The 17,953-nt window shown below is 29.1% G+C and carries 14 protein-coding genes; 9 read left to right on the top strand and 5 right to left on the bottom strand.

The genetic code is table 11. From position 1 onward, the window contains the following. Positions 1–12 precede the first annotated feature (12 nt). From glgA to H5J23_RS02045, 6 genes are all read left to right on the top strand, one after another. Positions 13–1,455 carry a glycogen synthase GlgA gene (gene glgA / locus H5J23_RS02020; protein ID WP_221892777.1) on the top strand — a complete coding sequence of 481 codons (1,443 nt, stop codon included), beginning with the start codon at positions 13–15 and terminating at the stop codon, positions 1,453–1,455. Then, a complete protein-coding gene (locus tag H5J23_RS02025; RefSeq protein ID WP_185890795.1) occupies positions 1,452–3,884 on the top strand; it encodes a glycogen/starch/alpha-glucan phosphorylase in 2,433 nt (810 codons plus the stop codon). Before glgA ends, H5J23_RS02025 begins: the two co-directional genes overlap by 4 nt. Further along, positions 3,877–5,814 carry a glycoside hydrolase family 13 protein gene (locus H5J23_RS02030; protein ID WP_185890797.1) on the top strand — a complete coding sequence of 646 codons (1,938 nt, stop codon included), beginning with the start codon at positions 3,877–3,879 and terminating at the stop codon, positions 5,812–5,814. Before H5J23_RS02025 ends, H5J23_RS02030 begins: the two co-directional genes overlap by 8 nt. Before the next feature lie 399 nt (positions 5,815–6,213). Continuing rightward, on the top strand, positions 6,214–6,879 hold the full coding sequence (locus H5J23_RS02035) for an amino acid ABC transporter permease (RefSeq protein WP_023052098.1): 666 nt from the start codon (positions 6,214–6,216) through the stop codon (positions 6,877–6,879). Continuing rightward, on the top strand, positions 6,876–7,604 hold the full coding sequence (locus H5J23_RS02040; protein ID WP_185890798.1) for an amino acid ABC transporter ATP-binding protein: 729 nt from the start codon (positions 6,876–6,878) through the stop codon (positions 7,602–7,604). The genes H5J23_RS02035 and H5J23_RS02040 overlap by 4 nt, the downstream gene beginning before the upstream one ends. A 34-nt stretch (positions 7,605–7,638) precedes the next feature. After that, entirely contained in the window at positions 7,639–8,358 is a 720-nt protein-coding gene (locus tag H5J23_RS02045; RefSeq protein ID WP_023052100.1) for a basic amino acid ABC transporter substrate-binding protein, read from the top strand. A 33-nt stretch (positions 8,359–8,391) separates the two neighbouring features. Here H5J23_RS02045 and H5J23_RS02050 read toward each other — a convergent pair whose 3' ends face one another. Further along, positions 8,392–11,238, bottom strand: a complete 2,847-nt coding sequence (locus H5J23_RS02050) for a non-ribosomal peptide synthetase (RefSeq protein ID WP_023052101.1) — start codon at positions 11,236–11,238, stop codon at positions 8,392–8,394. Continuing rightward, complete coding sequence (locus tag H5J23_RS02055; RefSeq protein WP_023052102.1) at positions 11,235–11,675, bottom strand: DUF2147 domain-containing protein; 441 nt, start codon at positions 11,673–11,675, stop codon at positions 11,235–11,237. Before H5J23_RS02055 ends, H5J23_RS02050 begins: the two co-directional genes overlap by 4 nt. A gap of 164 nt (positions 11,676–11,839) precedes the next feature. Between H5J23_RS02055 and H5J23_RS02060 the strand changes: the two genes are divergently transcribed. Continuing rightward, a complete protein-coding gene (locus H5J23_RS02060; protein ID WP_051364127.1) occupies positions 11,840–12,724 on the top strand; it encodes a hypothetical protein in 885 nt (294 codons plus the stop codon). A gap of 27 nt (positions 12,725–12,751) precedes the next feature. Here H5J23_RS02060 and H5J23_RS02065 read toward each other — a convergent pair whose 3' ends face one another. Next, positions 12,752–13,615 (bottom strand): mechanosensitive ion channel family protein, encoded by an 864-nt coding sequence (locus tag H5J23_RS02065; protein ID WP_185890800.1) that lies wholly within the window; start codon positions 13,613–13,615, stop codon positions 12,752–12,754. Between the two features lie 133 nt (positions 13,616–13,748). After that, complete coding sequence (locus H5J23_RS02070; protein WP_023052105.1) at positions 13,749–14,387, bottom strand: carbonic anhydrase; 639 nt, start codon at positions 14,385–14,387, stop codon at positions 13,749–13,751. Between the two features lie 190 nt (positions 14,388–14,577). Here H5J23_RS02070 and H5J23_RS02075 point away from each other — a divergent pair, with 190 nt between their 5' ends. Then, the gene (locus H5J23_RS02075; RefSeq protein WP_185890801.1) at positions 14,578–15,216 is read left to right on the top strand and encodes a bifunctional 2-keto-4-hydroxyglutarate aldolase/2-keto-3-deoxy-6-phosphogluconate aldolase; all 639 of its coding nucleotides are present in this window, start codon (positions 14,578–14,580) and stop codon (positions 15,214–15,216) included. Positions 15,217–15,218: 2 nt separating this feature from the next. Beyond that, entirely contained in the window at positions 15,219–16,208 is a 990-nt protein-coding gene (locus H5J23_RS02080; RefSeq protein WP_185890803.1) for a sugar kinase, read from the top strand. A 52-nt stretch (positions 16,209–16,260) separates the two neighbouring features. Here H5J23_RS02080 and hcp read toward each other — a convergent pair whose 3' ends face one another. Then, positions 16,261–17,928 carry a hydroxylamine reductase gene (gene hcp, locus H5J23_RS02085; RefSeq protein WP_221892778.1) on the bottom strand — a complete coding sequence of 556 codons (1,668 nt, stop codon included), beginning with the start codon at positions 17,926–17,928 and terminating at the stop codon, positions 16,261–16,263. Positions 17,929–17,953: the final 25 nt, after the last annotated feature.

Here is a 17,953-nt window from a genome sequence, read left to right on the forward strand (position 1 = left end):
GGAGGAAAGAAGATGAAAAATATCAATCTGCTTTTTGCCACTTCAGAAGCTGATCCATTTTTAAAAGTTGGAGGTCTTGGGGATGTATCTCACGCTCTTCCAAAGGCATTAAAAAAAGTTGGTGTTAATGCTAAAGTTATACTTCCAAAAAACGGAAATATTCCTAAAAAATTTGTAGAAAAAATGAATTTTTTAGGTTCTTTTACTGTACCTGTTGGATGGAGAAATCAATATGCTGGATTATTTCATTTAGAGTATGATGGTGTGGATTTCTATTTCATAGATAATGAATACTATTTTAAAAGACATATACCTTACGGTCATTATGATGATGGAGAGATTTTTTCTTTCTTTTGTAGAGGAGTTTTAGAAGCTGTTAAGCATATACCTGATTTTTCTCCTGATATCATTCACTGTAATGATTGGCACACAGGTATGATTCCTGTACTTTTAAAAGCTTTTTACAAAGAGGATTCACTTTTAAAAAATACTAAAACAGTTTTTACAATACATAATCTAAAATATCAAGGTGTATTTTCTAAAGATATTTTGGGAGAACTTCTATGTCTTGATTCATCATATTATTCAGAAGATAAACTTAAATTTTATGATGGTGTATCTTTTATGAAAGGTGGTCTTATATACTCTGATTTAGTTACAACTGTTAGTGAAACTTATGCTAAAGAGATTACATATCCTTTCTATGGGGAAAAATTAAATGGATTAATTATTGAACTTGGAGATAAAGTTCATGGAATTGTAAATGGAATCGATTACACTTTATACGATCCTAGAAAAGATGATAAACTTTACGCTAATTTTGGATTAACTAACTTAAAGAAAAAAGCTATAAATAAAGTGGAATTACAAAAAAGACTGGGACTTCCTGTAGACGAAAATATTTTAATGGTAGGATTAGTTTCTCGTTTAGTTAGTCAAAAGGGCCTTGATCTTATAAAATGGGTTATGGATGATATCTTGAATATTAACCTTCAATTTGTTGTTTTAGGAACTGGAGATGTGCAGTACCAAGATCTGTTTAACTATTATTCATATATTAATCCTGGGAAACTCTCAGCTAACATAACATTTAGTGATGAATTAGCTAGAAAAATATATGGAGCATGTGATCTGTTTTTAATGCCATCTCTATTCGAACCATGTGGTATAGGTCAACTTATTGCTATGAGATACGGTACTATTCCTTTAGTTAGAGAGACTGGAGGTTTAAAAGATACTGTTTCTAACTTTAATCCCGATACCTTGGGAGGAACTGGTTTTGTTTTCCAAAACTATAATGCTCATGATATGCTTTTCAAACTTGAATATGCTGCTAAAGTTTTCTATGAAGATAAAAAAGCTTGGACCGCTCTTATGAGATCTTGTATGAAATATAACTCTGATTGGAAAGAGTCAGCTAAAAAATATAAATCGTTATATGGAGGTCTTTTATGAATCTAACTAAAAATCAATTTAAAGAAGATTATGTTAAAAGACTTACTCTAACTTTTGCACAAACTACTACAGAAGCTTCCCTAGAGCATAAATATTTAGCTCTTGGAAAACTTATAAGAGATTATATATCTGAATCTTGGGCAGAAACTAACAACTACTACACTAAGAAAAAATGTAAACAGATATATTATTTCTCTATGGAATTTCTACTTGGGAGATTATTAAACTCATATCTTTTAAATCTTAATATTCGAGATGTTGTTAAAGATGGGCTTAGAGATTTAGGAATTGATTTAGATACTCTTTTAGAATTAGAACCTGATCCTGCTCTTGGAAATGGTGGTCTTGGAAGACTTGCAGCATGTTTTATGGATTCACTTGCATCCCTTGGTTTTCCTGGTCATGGATGTGGTATAAGATTTAAACATGGCCTTTTTAATCAAAAAATTATAAATGGATATCAAAAAGAACTTTTAAATAACTGGTTAAAAGAGGATTTTCTATGGGAGATTAAAAAACCTGAAAAAACTGTAACTGTTAGATTTGGTGGAGTTGTAAATTTAGTTAATACTCCAAATGGAATTGAGCCCGTATACTCTGGTTGTGAAGAGATTGACGCTGTTCCTTATGATATCCCTATCTTAGGTTCTAATATGGAAACTGTTAATACCCTTAGACTTTTTAGTGCTGAACTCCCTGAAGAAGAGATTGATTTAAATGGTCTTCAAAAAGGTGATTATCAAAAATTTATTGATAAAAAGTTTGCTGTTGAAGCTATTTCACAGATTTTATATCCTGATGATTCTAGTATGCGAGGAAAGCTTTTACGTCTAAAGCAGGAGTATTTTTTTGTTAGTGCTGGACTTCAAACTATTTTAAAAAGATATAAAAAGCTCAAAGAATCTATCCATAAATTCTCTGATTTTGTAGGAGTTCATATTAATGATACTCACCCTGCTATAGCTGTTGGTGAACTTATGAGGTTACTTTTAGATGAAGAGGGACTAGACTGGGATAGCGCTTGGGATATAACAGTTAAAACTTTAGCTTATACTAATCATACTATATTAGCTGAAGCTATGGAAAAATGGCCTTATGATATGTTTAAAAAAACTGTTCCTCGAATTCTTATGATTATCGAAGAGATTGATAGAAGATTCTGTGAAGAGGTTAGTAAAAAATATGAAGAGGATTATAGTAAAATTGATTCAATGAGAATAATCTATAATGGTGAGGTTAGAATGGCTAATCTAGCTATAATAGGTTCTCATTCAATTAATGGAGTTGCTAAAATTCACACTGAAATTCTAAAAAACAGAGAGCTCCATGACTTCTATCTTCTTTATCCTGAAAGATTTAACAATAAAACTAATGGTATTACCCATAGAAGATGGTTAAAAAATGCAAATCCTGAACTTTACAAATTAGTTATAGAGAAAAGTGGTCCTGAGTGTTTAAATGATACAAATAAATTTATTAACTTTTTAAAATATATAAATGATGATAATGTTTTACAGACACTAGATAAAATCAAATTTAAAAACAAAGAGAAAGTTGTTGCCTTTGTTAAAAATAAATATAACATAGATATAAATCCATTTTCAATTTTTGATGTACAAGTTAAAAGGCTTCATGGATACAAAAGACAACTGCTTAATGTATTTAATATAATTTATCTATACAATCAGCTAAAACAAAATCCAGAGCTTGATATAGTTCCACGAACATTCTTTTTTGGTGCTAAAGCTGCACCATCTTATTATTTAGCTAAAAATATTATAAAGCTTATAAACTCTGTAGCTAATGTTATAAATAATGATCCTGATATTAGAAATAAAATTAAGGTCGTATTTCTTGAAAATTACGGTGTTTCTATAGCTGAGCTTATAATTCCAGCAGGAGATGTAAGTGAGCAGATTTCAACAGCTTCTAAAGAGGCCTCTGGAACTGGAAATATGAAGTTTATGATGAACGGAGCTGTTACTCTTGCTACTCTTGATGGAGCTAACGTTGAGATTTATGACGAAGTTGGAGATAATAATATCGTTATCTTTGGACTTACTTCTCAAGAAGTTATGGATTTAGAAAAGAATAGAACATATAACTTTAGAGATATTTTAAATTCTAACCCTGATTTACAAAAGATTCTTACTCAACTTAGTGATGGAACTTTTTCTGAAAATAAGGAGGAGTTTAAAGATATCCTAAATCATATATATGGAGAAGGAGACCCTTATTTTGTCTTAAAGGATTTCTCTGCTTATGTTGAAGCTCAAAATAAAATTAATACTCTATACGAAAATAGAAGAGGCTGGTTACAAATGTGTTTAGTTAATATTGCACACTCTGGAAAATTCTCTTCTGATAATAGTATTCGAAAATATGCTGAAGATATTTGGCATATTAAGGAGGTGAAAAGAGGTGAATAGTCTTTCTTACTCGTTGCCTAAAGATTCTATTTTATTTGATTCTCAAAATGAACAATTTAAAACACCTTTTGGAGCTACTCCTTGTGGAGAAAATATAAAATTTAATATATTAACTCAAAAAAATATTAACTGTTTAGGTATTAACTTAATAATTAAAAATGGAAAAATATTGGAGTTTAAAATGCTTCCTGAAGCTGAAAAAAAAATTGGAGACCATGACTATATTGTCTGGTCTCTTAATTTTACAACTCCATCTTTAGCTAAAACTATTTTTTATCACTTTAAAATATCCATTGGAAATGAAAATACTATTTTTTACTATGGAAATAACTCTCTAGCTCTTGGTGGGAGAGGAGATATCTATGAAAATTTTCCAATTGACTATCAAATTACCCTATACTACAAAAATAATCCTACTCCTAACTGGTTTAAAGAGAGTATTGCCTATCAAATCTTTCCAGATAGATTTAAAAATGGAAATAAAGATGGTAAGGTTAATGAACCTAAAGCTAATAGTTTTTTATATGGAAGATGGTCTGATATTCCAATGTATATAAAAAATAATAAAAATGAAATAGCTCGTTGGGATTTTTTTGGAGGTAACTTAAAAGGGATTACTGAAAAAATCAACTATCTTAAAGGTTTAAATGTTGGAACCCTATATTTAAATCCTATTTTTGAAGCGACTAGTAACCATCGTTATGATACTAATAACTATCATAATATTGATCCTGTTTTAGGAACATATAAAGATTTTAAAGATATGGTTAAAGAGTGTAAAAAAAGAGGAATATATACAATTTTAGATGGTGTTTTTAATCATACAGGAAAAGACAGTATATATTTTAAAGAAGCATCTACATCTACATCCTCACCATTTTATCCATGGTATAGATTCCAAAACTATCCCTATGACTACGATTGTTGGTGGGGAATTAAAGATTTACCTTGTGTAAATGAACTAGAACCTAGCTTTTTTAAATATATTGTTGAAGGGGAAAATAGTGTTATTAATCATTGGATGAAAACTGGTATTAAAGGTTGGAGACTTGATGTAGCTGATGAACTTCCAAGCTTCTTTATTGAGAGCTTAAAATATAAATGTAAAAATATTGACTCTGAATCAGTTATTATTGGAGAAGTTTGGGAAGATGCTAGCAATAAGATAAGCTATGGTCAAAGAAGAGAGTATTTTAATGGTAAGCAATTAGATTCGGCTATGAACTACCCTCTTAGAACATATCTTTTAAACTTCTACAATGGTTCTATCGATAGTGAAACTCTTTGTAAATATATGAACTCTTTAAAAGAAAACTATCCTAAAGAAAATTATTTTGCATCCTTTAATCTTTTAGGAAGTCATGATGTAAAGAGAATAAAAACCTCTGTTAAAGATATCGTAAAAGATTATAATCTTGAACCTCAATATTTAGAGCCTGCTACAACTAGAATTCTAAAATCTTTGAGTTTAATTCAATTTACTCTTCCTGGAGTTCCTGTTATCTATTATGGAGATGAAGTAGGAGTAGAGGGAGGCAAAGATCCAGATAACCGAAGAACATATCCTTGGGGAAAAGAGGACCAAGATCTTTTAAGTTGGTATAAAAAAATTTCTTTTTTAAGATCTAGTTCTAAAGTGTTAAAAAAAGGTGAAATTAAATTTTTTTCACCACATCCTGACGTGTTTACTTACATTAGATTCTTCCCCAATGAGAGAGACTTTATAGGAGTTCTTACAAATAGAAATCCAAATAAATCAAAAATTTTTAAAATTAATTTGAAGGAATTTCTAGGGCAATTTAGTAATAATATAGCGACTGACATATATCGTTGGAATGACCCCCTAATCATTCCAATAGATTCATCTACTAATTTCCCAATAAAAATCCCCCCACTAAAGACCCTTTTATTTAGTAGTAAAAGTGTCTAAGAAAAGCTGAGCACTCCCCCCTGCTCAGCTTTTTTCCTAAGGGTACTTGTGAGTGTTTTCTCATAAGCACTTTTAGGAAAAAAATTTTTATAAAAAAGTATTTGACAATTTTATTTTCATAGTTTATAATCAATCAAACTTTAGTAGTTTAAGAATTTTTTAAAGGAGGTCAGGTCATGTTATTTAGAAATGATAGGAATAGGGTACAAAATAATAAAAACTCTATATTCTATTATATTCTTAGTAATTTTTGATGCTGGCCATCCATTTTTATTTTTATAACTATGGATTACTTTCGCAAAATTATTTACCCTTTTAATTTTGGAAGGTCTAAGAGTATAAGTCTATACTCTTAGACCTTCTTTTTTTATACCAAATACTAATATAAAGGAGATTTTTATGGGAGATTACTTAAGTACACTAAAAACAATTTTTATTGATGGTTACAGATATCAATACGTTCTTCAAGGTTTAGCTTTTTCAGTTGGTGTTACAGCTTTTTCAGCTATCTTTGGTGTTATTTTTGGTATTTTTATCGCACTTTTAAGACTTTCACCTAGATTCAAATGGATAGCTATTTGCTATATTGATCTTATTAGAGGGACTCCAGCAGTTGTTCAACTTCTAGTTCTAGCTAATATTATTTTTGCTGGATTCCGTGACATGCCTATATTTTTAGTTGCTGGTATTGCCTTTGGAATAAACTCTAGTGCTTATGTTGCTGAGATTATCAGAGCTGGTATTGAAGGGTTAGATAAAGGACAAATGGAAGCTTCTAGAGCTCTTGGAATGAGTTATCCAATGGCTATGAAAGAGGTTATAATTCCACAAGCTATTAGAAAAATACTTCCAGCATTAGTTAGTGAATTTATTACTCTTTTAAAAGAGACATCTATAGTTGGATTTATCGGTGGAGTAGACCTTTTAAGATCTGCAAACATAATTACATCTCAAACTTATAGAGGAGTTGAGCCACTACTTTTAGTTGGTTTAATATACCTAGTTTTAGTTGGAATCTTTACAAAAATCATGAGAGGCGTTGAAAAGGGGTTGAGTAATAAATGATAAAAGTTGATAATTTATTTAAAAATTATGGGGAACTTGAAGTTTTAAAAGGGGTTTCTACTCATATAATGAAAGGAGAAGTTGTTGCAGTAATTGGACCTTCTGGAAGTGGAAAATCCACATTTTTAAGATGTATAAATCGTTTAGAAGAACCTACTCTTGGGCATATCTATATCAGTGGAGAAGATATTATGAGTCCTAAAACAGATATAAATCATATGAGAGCTAAAGTTGGAATGGTTTTTCAACACTTCAACCTTTTTCCCCATAAAACAGTTCTTGAAAATCTTACTTTAGCTCCTATGAAAGTTAAAAGTATGAAAAAGGAGGATGTTGAAGAAAAAGCTCTTATTTTATTAAAAAAAGTTGGTTTAAAAGATAAAGCTTTAGCGTATCCAGATCAACTATCTGGAGGTCAAAAACAAAGAATAGCTATTGCTAGAGCTCTTTGTATGGACCCTGAAGTTATACTCTTTGATGAACCTACATCTGCTCTAGACCCTGAAATGATACGTGAAGTTTTAGATGTTATGAGAGATCTTGCTAAAGAGGGAATGACTATGGTTGTAGTTACACATGAAATGGGATTTGCTAGAAAAGTTGCAGATAGAGTTTTATTTATGGATCAAGGATCTATTTTAGAAGATACAACACCTGACGAACTTTTTGACGGGTCTAACCACTCTAGAGCAAAAGATTTCATTGAAAAGGTTTTAAATCATTAATATAAAATATTTTAAAAACATTGAGGAGGATATTATGAAAAAGATTTTTAAAAATTTGGTTTTATTTTTAATGTTAATTATGAGTACTTTAACTTTTGCAAAAGGAAAACTTTATGTTGGTACTAATGCTGAATTTCCACCTTTCGAATACCTTGATAAAGGGGAGGTAGTTGGATTTGATATAGATTTAGTTAAAGCTATTGGGGAAAAATTAGGTATGGAAATAGTTATTAAAGATATGGCTTTTGATGGGCTAATTCCAGCTCTTGAAACTAATAAAATAGATATTGTTATAGCTGGAATGACAGCTAGTGATGAGAGAAAAATGGCTGTTAATTTTTCAAATCCATATTACACAGCTAACCAAGTTATAATTTTAAATGATAATAATAGTGATATTAAAACATTCGATGATTTAAAAGGAAAACTTGTTGGAGTTATGCTAGGATTTACTGGGGATGTTGTAGTTAGTGAGATGAAGGATGTTAAGTCAAAAAAATATAATGCTTCTTACGCTGCTATCATGGAACTGCAAAACAATAAAATCGATGCTGTTGTTTTAGATTCTGAAACTGCTTTAAACTATGTGAAAAATAACAAAGGTTTAAAATTAGCAGAAACATCTGGAGAACCTGAAGAATATGCTATTGCTATCTCTAAAAAAAATAGTGAGCTTTTAAATAAAATCAACACAGCTTTAGATGAATTGAAAAAAGATGGAACTTATGAAGCTCTTTTGAAAAAATATATGTAAATACATATAAAAATCCCCCTAGCTAGGGGGATTTTATTTTTTATACTTACTTATTGTTTCTAAGTTTGGATTTAATAGAATTTTTTCTACTCCCTCTTTATTTATAAAAGGTTCTATCTCATTTATAAATCTAACTATACTCAAAGAGTCTGCACCTAATTCATAAAAATTCCAATTCACTTTATTTTTATCTATTTTTATCTCTAATATCTCTTCCCAAATTTTGATAATCTTTTTTTCAAAACTTGATAATGACACCTCATCTATATTATCTTTAAAATCTTTTTGTCCTAACTCTTTAAGTTTTTTTAAATCTAATTTCCCATTAGAATTTAGTGGAAACTCATCAATTTCAAAGAAAGCATATGGTATCATATATTCTGGTAACTTTTCTTTAAGATTTTTTAAAAGTTCTTTTTGATCTATTTTTCCAATATAATATGCTAACAAAGCATTTTTAGATGAGTTAGGAACAACTCTACACCCTACTACTGATGGATATTCCTCTATCTTTTTTTCAATCTCTTCTAACTCTATACGATAACCTCTAATTTTAACTTGGAAATCTTTTCTTTCTAAAAACTCCAAATCATTATCTTTATTTATTCTACATAGATCTCCTGATTTATAAAATCTTTTATTTTCTAAGTATATAAATTTATCTGTAGTCTCTTTTAAGTTATTATAATATCCTTTTGCTAAACAGTCTCCACCTATAAATAGTTCTCCCATATTTTCATTGGTATCAATCTCTAAATACAGATCAATATTATCTAAAGGTTTTCCTATTGGCAATCCCTCTCCTATATAAGTTTTATTTTTATCAAAAATATGGTATATACACCCCACTGTAGCTTCTGTTGGTCCATATTCATTAACTATTTTACAGCTATCACCTAAAATATCTTGAGCTTTTTTAGCTGTACTTACCTTTAACTGTTCTCCACCTACAATTACTAACTTAAACCTATCTTTTTTTATATTATATTTTGAAATAATTTCCAAGTGAGTTGGTGTCATTTTTACACTATTCATTTTACTATTTTCAAAAATATTTTTTAAAGTTATTGGTGTAATTTTCTCATTGAAAAACTCTATTTTCCCACCTGCTAGTAATGTTGTAAAAATCGCTGTTATAGATAAATCAAAGGATATTGATGTGAAAAAACCAAATATACTTTTCTCTGTTATCCCATATTTTTCAATGCAGTTAGATATATAGTTACAAAGTGTACCATATGTTATTTCTACACCTTTAGGCTTTCCTGTGCTTCCTGAAGTGTAAATAGTATAAATAACATCTTCATTTTTATATTCTGTAAACTCTTTAAAATTTAGATTATTTAGAGTATCTTCTTCTAAAATAAACTCTAAAGATTCTAACAATATCTTACTTGCTGAGCTCTCCTTTATATAATCTACTCTTTCTTTTGGGTACTCTGGATCTATTGGTATAAATACAGCTCCTACTTTTATACATGCTAATATAGAGATTAAATAACTTGAGTCTCTTTTTGTTGATATAGAAACTCTGTCTCCCTTGTTAACTCCTATTTTTTTCAAATAATTAGCTACTTTTGAAGCACCAATAAATATATCTCTATAACTTATTTCTTTATTATTCTCTAAAGTTAAAATATCTTCTTGATCAGATTTTTTAAAAATATCTTTAAATACATCAACTTTTTTTACCTCTTTATTACCTTTAATCTCAACTTTCACTCTATTTAAAAGAGTATCTTTTAACTTTTCTAAATACTCCTCTAATTTCTCCTCTTCATAGTTATCTTCATAATACCCAACTGTTATTATAGTTTTATTCTCTAACTCAGTTATTACAAAAGATAATGGAACTAGTGGTGTTATTACTGGTAGTGCATAAACTTTTTCTGGTATAAAATATTTTGTTTTATAATTTTGTAAATCAATTCTACCTAAATTTGATATTACCGCTGTTGTTGCAGTTTTTTCTTGCCTATTATAATTAAAAATTGTATATTTTAATCCCAATCTTAAAATATCCATTGGAATATTCTCAAATATAAAATACTCCTTTGGTGAATATTCTATATCTTCATTTTTTAATATTGTATTTATTAAATCTTTATTTATCTCTTGCCAATTTTCACTTGTAGTTTCTAAATACATGGGTAGTGATAGATTTCCAGTATTTAATTTTTCTTCTGGAAACTTTTCTCTTATATCTCTTGTTATTATAAATCTACTTTTAGAATCTTCACTTAAACTCTGAATACCACCTATTAATTTAGCTGTTATACTATTTATTTTTTCATCAAGCTCAATTTTTTTAGAGATTGGATCTGTAATTTTATAAGATACTCTATCTTTTAGTGGTGAATATTTTCCAACTGTTACTATGTCGCTATTTTTCTTAATTCCACTATCTTTTAGTAAATCTATGTCTCTCACTTTAGAAGAAAACTTTTCAACCTCTAAATTATTAAGCTCTTTAAAAATTGCTTCAATCCAAATTCCTTGTCCTTTTCCATCCATCACTCCATGGTGAGTTCGAAATATAATTGTTATTTTATCAAATTCATTAAGATAGTATATTTCACAGGCTACATCTTTAGTTAAATCGATCTTTCTTTTCATTAACTCTTTAAAATCTTTTCCCACATCTTTTCTTTGAATCTTGATAACTTTTGGACAGAGTTTTGAATCTACCCAAAATCCATTTTTTAATTTAAATCTACTTTCAGGATATATCTCACTAACTTTATTAACTGCTTTTTGAAAAACATCTATTTTTATATCCCCTCTTCCCTCTACAATCCTATTTATTACAAAAGAGTTATAGTTTTTTTCAAATGCTAGATACATTCTCTCATTAGGAGATAACTTTCTTTTATTCATCATAATTTTTCATCACCATATTTTTTTATGTACTCTTTATCTATTTTTTTCCAAACTCTCTTAGCTCCCAATATTCCATGAGGATCAAGTGAACCTTTTAATATAAATTTATTACCTTCAAGTTTTACAGAGGCATAATATTCTCTTGAACTTTTTGGATCTATTATTCGCCCCTTTTTGTATGTTACATCATCAACTTTTTGAAAATCTTTTACTAACTCAAAATCTATTATCTCATCTTTATTTGTATAACTTATTATATTAAAATTTTTATCAACTGTCGCTATATACTTTATTTTTCCTATATATGTATTTTTTTCCTTTTCTATTAAAACAATGGCTTCCTTTCCATTTTTTCCCTCTTGAGTCATCCAATATCCTAAAATTGAATTAGCAAATAACATATTTCCTACAATCATAAAAAGTATTATAATTCTCATTTTCACAAACTCCTTTTATTTTTAATAACTTAATATTATAACTTATAGTTACATATAGTAATATTAGAAATACTTTACGCTTTTCTTTTCTATTATTTTTCTAATAGCTTTATCTATCTTTTTATGATATAATTTTCCGTTAAAATATATTTTAGGAGGTTCTTTTGAAAAAAACTTTAGTATTGCTAATCACTTTTATTTTTAATAGTATTTTACTTATCTCTTCTGATAATTCTTTACATAATAAATCTATGTTTCCTTTACTTGGAGACGAAGCTCGTAAAATGGGGTATGAACTTCCAAATCCTTATGGAATAAATGTTATATATGTAGATATGAAACAAGATGTTGATATTAAAGAGATTAACTTAACAGGAACCATTGGAAAATTAGATATTGGAAAAAGTTTAAATCTTAATGCAGATAAAGCTAAAACAGTTAATACAAATAAACTGGTTAAAGCTGACATTTGGGTTTTCCCTTTTTTAAATGTTTATGGAATTTTAGGAAAAACAAAAGGACATTCTACAGCTAATGTTAATGGAACTTTCTTTTTACCATCTATCTTTCCAACTGGAAAACCTATTCCTATACCTATTAAAGATGTTGATTTTACTTTAAGATATGAAGGAACTACTTATGGAGTTGGAACTGTTTTAGCTGGAGGGTATAAAAATTTCTTCTCTCTTGTTGATTTCAACTATACTAACACTACTTTAAATATTATTGAGGGAGATATCTCGGCTTTTGTTGTTTCTCCAAAAGTTGGTTATAACTTTGACTTTTATAACACTAAAAACTCTATTTGGATTGGAACTATGTATCAAAATATTACCCAAACTTTAAAAGGAGATATCAATACACTTGGAATTCTTCCACCTGGAATCAATGTTAAAAATGGAAAATTTGAAGTAAAAGAGAGTACTTCATCTCCTTGGAACAATGTTATTGGTTTTAGAAGTGAAATAAATAAATCAGTTGAATTTACAACTGAAGTTGGTTTTGGAAAGAGAAAGAGTGTAACTCTCTCTTTAGGATATAGATTTTAAAAAAAAGCTGAATCTCTTCAGCTTTTTTTATTTATCAACATTATTTAAATGAACATCCATTTGTGGGAATGGTATACTTATATTCTCTCTATCTAAAGCACCTTTAATTCCGTTTAATGTTTCCTTATAAACTGTCCAGTAGTGCTCATTTGTCGTCCAACCTTTTAAAGCTATATTTATAGAACTGTCTGCATAGGCATCTACATGGCTATATACAGGAGGATCTGTTAAAACTAAAGGATTACTTCTTAAAAGTTTTTCTAAAGCCTCTCTAGCTACATCTAAATCTGCATCGTAAGATACTCCTATTATAAATTTTAATCTTCTAATTGGTGTTTTTGTATAGTTTATTACTTTATTTGAGACAATAGAACCATTTGGAACTATTACTAAATCATTATTATGAGTTCTAACTGTAGTAGAGAAAATATCAATATCGTATACATATCCCATCTCTCCAGCTATATTTACTTCATCTCCAACTTTATATGTTTTAAATATCAAAACAATTATTCCACCTGCAAAGTTTGATAGGTTATCCTTTAATGCTAAACCAACACCTATTCCCAATGTTCCAAAGAATGCAAGTAAACTACTCTCTTTTACTCCCATAATCAAAAGGCAAATCGTTATTAACGTAGCGTGTAATCCCACATATAAAATTGATCTAATAAAACTTCTAAGAGATTGATCTATTGCATTCTCTTTTTTACTATTCTTAAAAATTGGAACTATTTTTTTTACCAATTTTAAAGCAAAAGAATACAGTGTCACACAAATAATCAACTTTATTATAAAAAATAAAAACTCCACTGTAAAATTGACAAAAATATTTTTGTCAACTAAGTGATTTAAAACTTCTTCCACAAAACTTTGTGACTTAACTTCCACTTTTTTCCTCCTAAATATTATATCTTTTAAATTTTTTAAACTAAATAAATTCTACAGATGAAACAAATTTTATTTATTACTACATAATAAAATCCTCTATCTTTTAAATTTTTAAAAGACAAAGGATTATTTATTAAACTTGATACTCTTTAGGTATTATTCCTTTTGATTTCCAATCTTCTATTGGAATCTCTATTTCAACTATCTTTCCACTTCTAATATCTAAAACCCATCCATGAACTCTTGGATATTTTCCATTTTCAATTCTATTTCTTATAACTGATAATTCAAATATATGTTTAAGTTGCTCTAATACGTTTAACTCTGTTAATCTATCTAACCTCTCCTGTTCAGTTGCTAGATTTTCTAACTCCTCTTTATGCTCTACCTCTATCTTTTTTATTGGCATTAACCAACTTGATATTATTGAAGAGTGTCTGCACTTATCATGAGCTGTTTTAATTCCTCCGCACTCGTAGTGACCAGAAACTATTATATGCTCCACTTCTAACTGTTCAACTGCATACTCCAAAGTTGCTAAAAAATTCATATCATTAGAAAATACTTGATTAGCTATATTTCTATGAATAAAAAAACTTCCAGGTTCACTTTGAGTAAATGTGTCAATAGGCATTCTACTATCTGAGCATCCTATATATAGAAATGGTGGATTTTGTCCCTTCGAAAGATTTTTAAAATAATCTTTGTCTAAATCCAATCTTTTTTCAACCCATTCTAAATTTGCTTCTAATAATTCATTATAATTTTGCATTTCTCCTCCTTAAAACCTATATAGAGTATTACCTACATTTTACTATATTTCACAAAATATTTCTACCTTTTTAGTGGCTTATTTCCTTTAGTTTCATATATGGAATTTTTTTATGAAATTGACATTGTTTATAAACCACTATTTTTATAAAATTAAGTCAACTAATAAAAGAAATATAGGGGGTTTACAAATGTTAAAAAAACATGAAATTATAGATAGAATTATAAATACTGGTGTTGTTGCAGTTGTTAGAGCTGAGAATTTAGAGGAAGCTAAGCGTGTTTCTAATGCTTGTATCGCTGGTGGAGTTAATGCAATTGAAGTAACTTATACTGTACCTGGAGCAACTGAGGTTATTAGAGAACTTTCTAAGGAGTTCCCTGGAGATGATTTTATAATTGGTGCAGGAACTGTTTTAGATACAGAAACTGCTAGACTTGCTATTTTAGCTGGAGCAAAATATATCGTTTCTCCTGGATTTGATGCTGAAACTGCTAAACTTTGTAACAGATATGCTATTCCATATATGCCAGGATGTATGACTATTACTGAAATGATTAAAGCTATGGAATTAGGTTGTGACATCATTAAACTTTTCCCAGGAAGCGCTTTTGGACCTGACTTTATTAAAGCTGTTAAAGCACCTTTACCTCAAGCTAACATCATGCCTACAGGTGGAGTTTCTTTAGAAAATGTTGATCAATGGATTAAAAACGGAGTTGTAGCTGTCGGTGTTGGTGGAAAGTTAGCTACTGGACCTAGCGAAGAGATTACTGCTACTGCAAAAGCTTTCATAGCTAAAGTTAAAAAGGTTAGAGAGGAGATCTAATTATGAGTAAAATCGTAACTCTTGGAGAGATTATGTTACGTCTTTCCACTGAAAATAATAATAGATTTATTCAAAGTAATACATTTAGAGCTGACTATGGTGGTGGAGAAGCTAACGTAGCTGTTTCTCTTGCAAACTTTGGAATAGGATCTGAATATGTTACTAAACTACCTAACAATCCACTTTCCGATTCTATCTTTAGATACTTAAAAGCTAACGGAGTTGAAACAAAAAATATAGTTCTTGGTGGAGAAAGACTTGGAACTTACTACCTAGAAGTTGGAACAAGTGTTAGAGCATCATCAGTTATTTATGATAGAAAATACTCATCATTTTCTACTTTAAACTATAACGAATTACAAATAGAATCTATTCTAAAAGATTGTAAAATACTACACCTTTCTGGAATTACACCTGCTCTTTCTGAAAATTGTAAAGAGCTTACTATTAAAATTATGGAAAAAGCCAAAGAGATGGGAGTTTTAATTAGTTTTGATTTTAACTACAGAGGAAAACTTTGGACTTTAGATGAAGCTTCTCCTGTTTTAACAAGTTATCTTCCATATATAGATATCTGTTTTGCTGGTATTCTAGATGCTAAAAACATTATGAAGTTAGGAGATCATTCTGATTTAAATGAATATTATAAAGAGATTACAAAAAAATATCCAAATATAAAATATCTACTTTCTACAAAACGTGAAACTCACTCAGTTAATGAAAACTCTTTAACTGGTTTCATCTTTAAAGAGGGGGAACTTATAGCTTCACCTAGATATACTTTCCAAATTGTTGATAGAGTTGGTGGAGGAGATGCTTTCGCTGCTGGAGCTCTTTTTGGAATCTATAATAACCATTCACCTAAAGATATTGTAGATTTTGCAACTGCAGCATCTGTTTATAAGCACACTGTAAGAGGTGATGCAAACTTAGTTTCAAAAGATGAAATTTATAACATCATCAATAATGGTATTTCAACTGTTTCAAGATAATATATAAAAAAATGGTAAGAAACTCATCTCTTACCATTTTTATTTTCATTTTTTAGAAATTCTTTAAATCCTCTTCTACTGTTGAAATAGTTCCAATATTAAAGTTATCTATTAAAACTTTTAAAACATTTCCTGATAAAAATGCTGGAATTGTTGGTCCTAAATGGATATTTTTAACTCCTAAGTGTAATAATGCTAGTAAAACTATTACAGCTTTTTGCTCATACCAAGCTATATTATAAGCAATTGGTAACTCATTTATATCATTTAACTGGAATACCTCTTTCAATTTTAAAGCTATTAATGCTAATGAGTATGAATCATTACATTGTCCTGCATCTAAAACTCTTGGAATTCCACCAATATCCCCTAAATTTAATTTATTGTATTTATATTTTGCACAACCTGCTGTTAAAATAACTGTATCTTTTGGTAAATTAGCTGCAAACTCTGTATAATAATCTCTTGATTTCATTCTTCCGTCGCATCCTGCCATTACATAGAATCTTCTAATAGCTCCTGATTTTACTGCATCTACAACTTTATCAGCTAGTGCAAATACTTGATTATGTGCAAAACCACCTATAATTTTTCCTGTTTCAATCTCTGTTGGTGCTTTACATGTTTTAGCTAATGCTATAACTTCTGAGAAATCTTTTTTTCCATCTTTTTCTTCAACTCTTTTCCATCCTGGGAATCCAGTTGCATTTGTTGTAAATACTTTTCCTTCATATGAAGCCCCAGCTTTTGGAGGTACTATACAGTTTGTTGTAAATACAACAGGACCATTAAATGTTTCAAACTCCTCTTTTTGTTTCCACCATGCATTTCCATAGTTTCCAGCTAAATGTTTATATTTTTTTAACTCTGGATAATAGTGAGCTGGTAACATCTCTGAGTGAGTATATACATCTACTCCTGTTCCTTCTGTTTGCTCTAAAAGTTGAACTATATCATTCAAGTCATGACCTGATATTAAAATTCCAGGATTATTTCTAACTCCAATATTTACCTCTGTTATCTCTGGATTTCCAAATTTTCCTGTATTAGCAGAATCTAGCAACGCCATTACATCTACTCCAAATTTTCCTGTTTCTAAAGTTAATCCTACTAAATCTCCTAACTCGATTGAATCATCTAAAGTTGAAACTAAAGCTTTTTCTATAAACATAACTATTTCTGATTTCTCATATCCTAAATTTACAGAGTGCTCATAATATGCTGCCATACCTTTTAAACCATAAGTTATAACCTCTCTTAAAGATCTTACATCTTCATTTTCAGTTGAAAGTACCCCAATAGTTAAAGCTTTTTTATTCATATCCTCTATTGTTTTTACTGTAAATGTTGTTGCATCATGATTTTTTAATCTTTTTATATCTAATCCAAAATTATCCAATTGAGTTTTTACTTTATCTCTAATTTCTAATCCTTTTAAAATCTCCTTAGATATCATTTCATCATCAAAATTTGCATTTGTTATCGTTATAAATAAAGAGTTTGTTATATAATAGTCAATCTCTGAATTCAACTCTTTATTTTCTAATCTACTTTCTAAAGATAAATTCTCTCTCAAAATAGATATACCTTTTGCTGTATAAATAAGTAAATCTTGAAGATTTGATGTAGTTGGTTTCTTTCCACAAACTCCCACTACTGAGCAGCCTTTATTTCCTGCTGTTTCTTGACATTGAAAACAAAACATCGGTATTTTTTCCATTAATATCTCTCCCTCTTTTTTAATT

The sequence above is a fragment of the Cetobacterium sp. 2G large genome, from assembly GCF_014250655.1.
Lineage (GTDB): Bacteria > Fusobacteriota > Fusobacteriia > Fusobacteriales > Fusobacteriaceae > Cetobacterium_A > Cetobacterium_A somerae.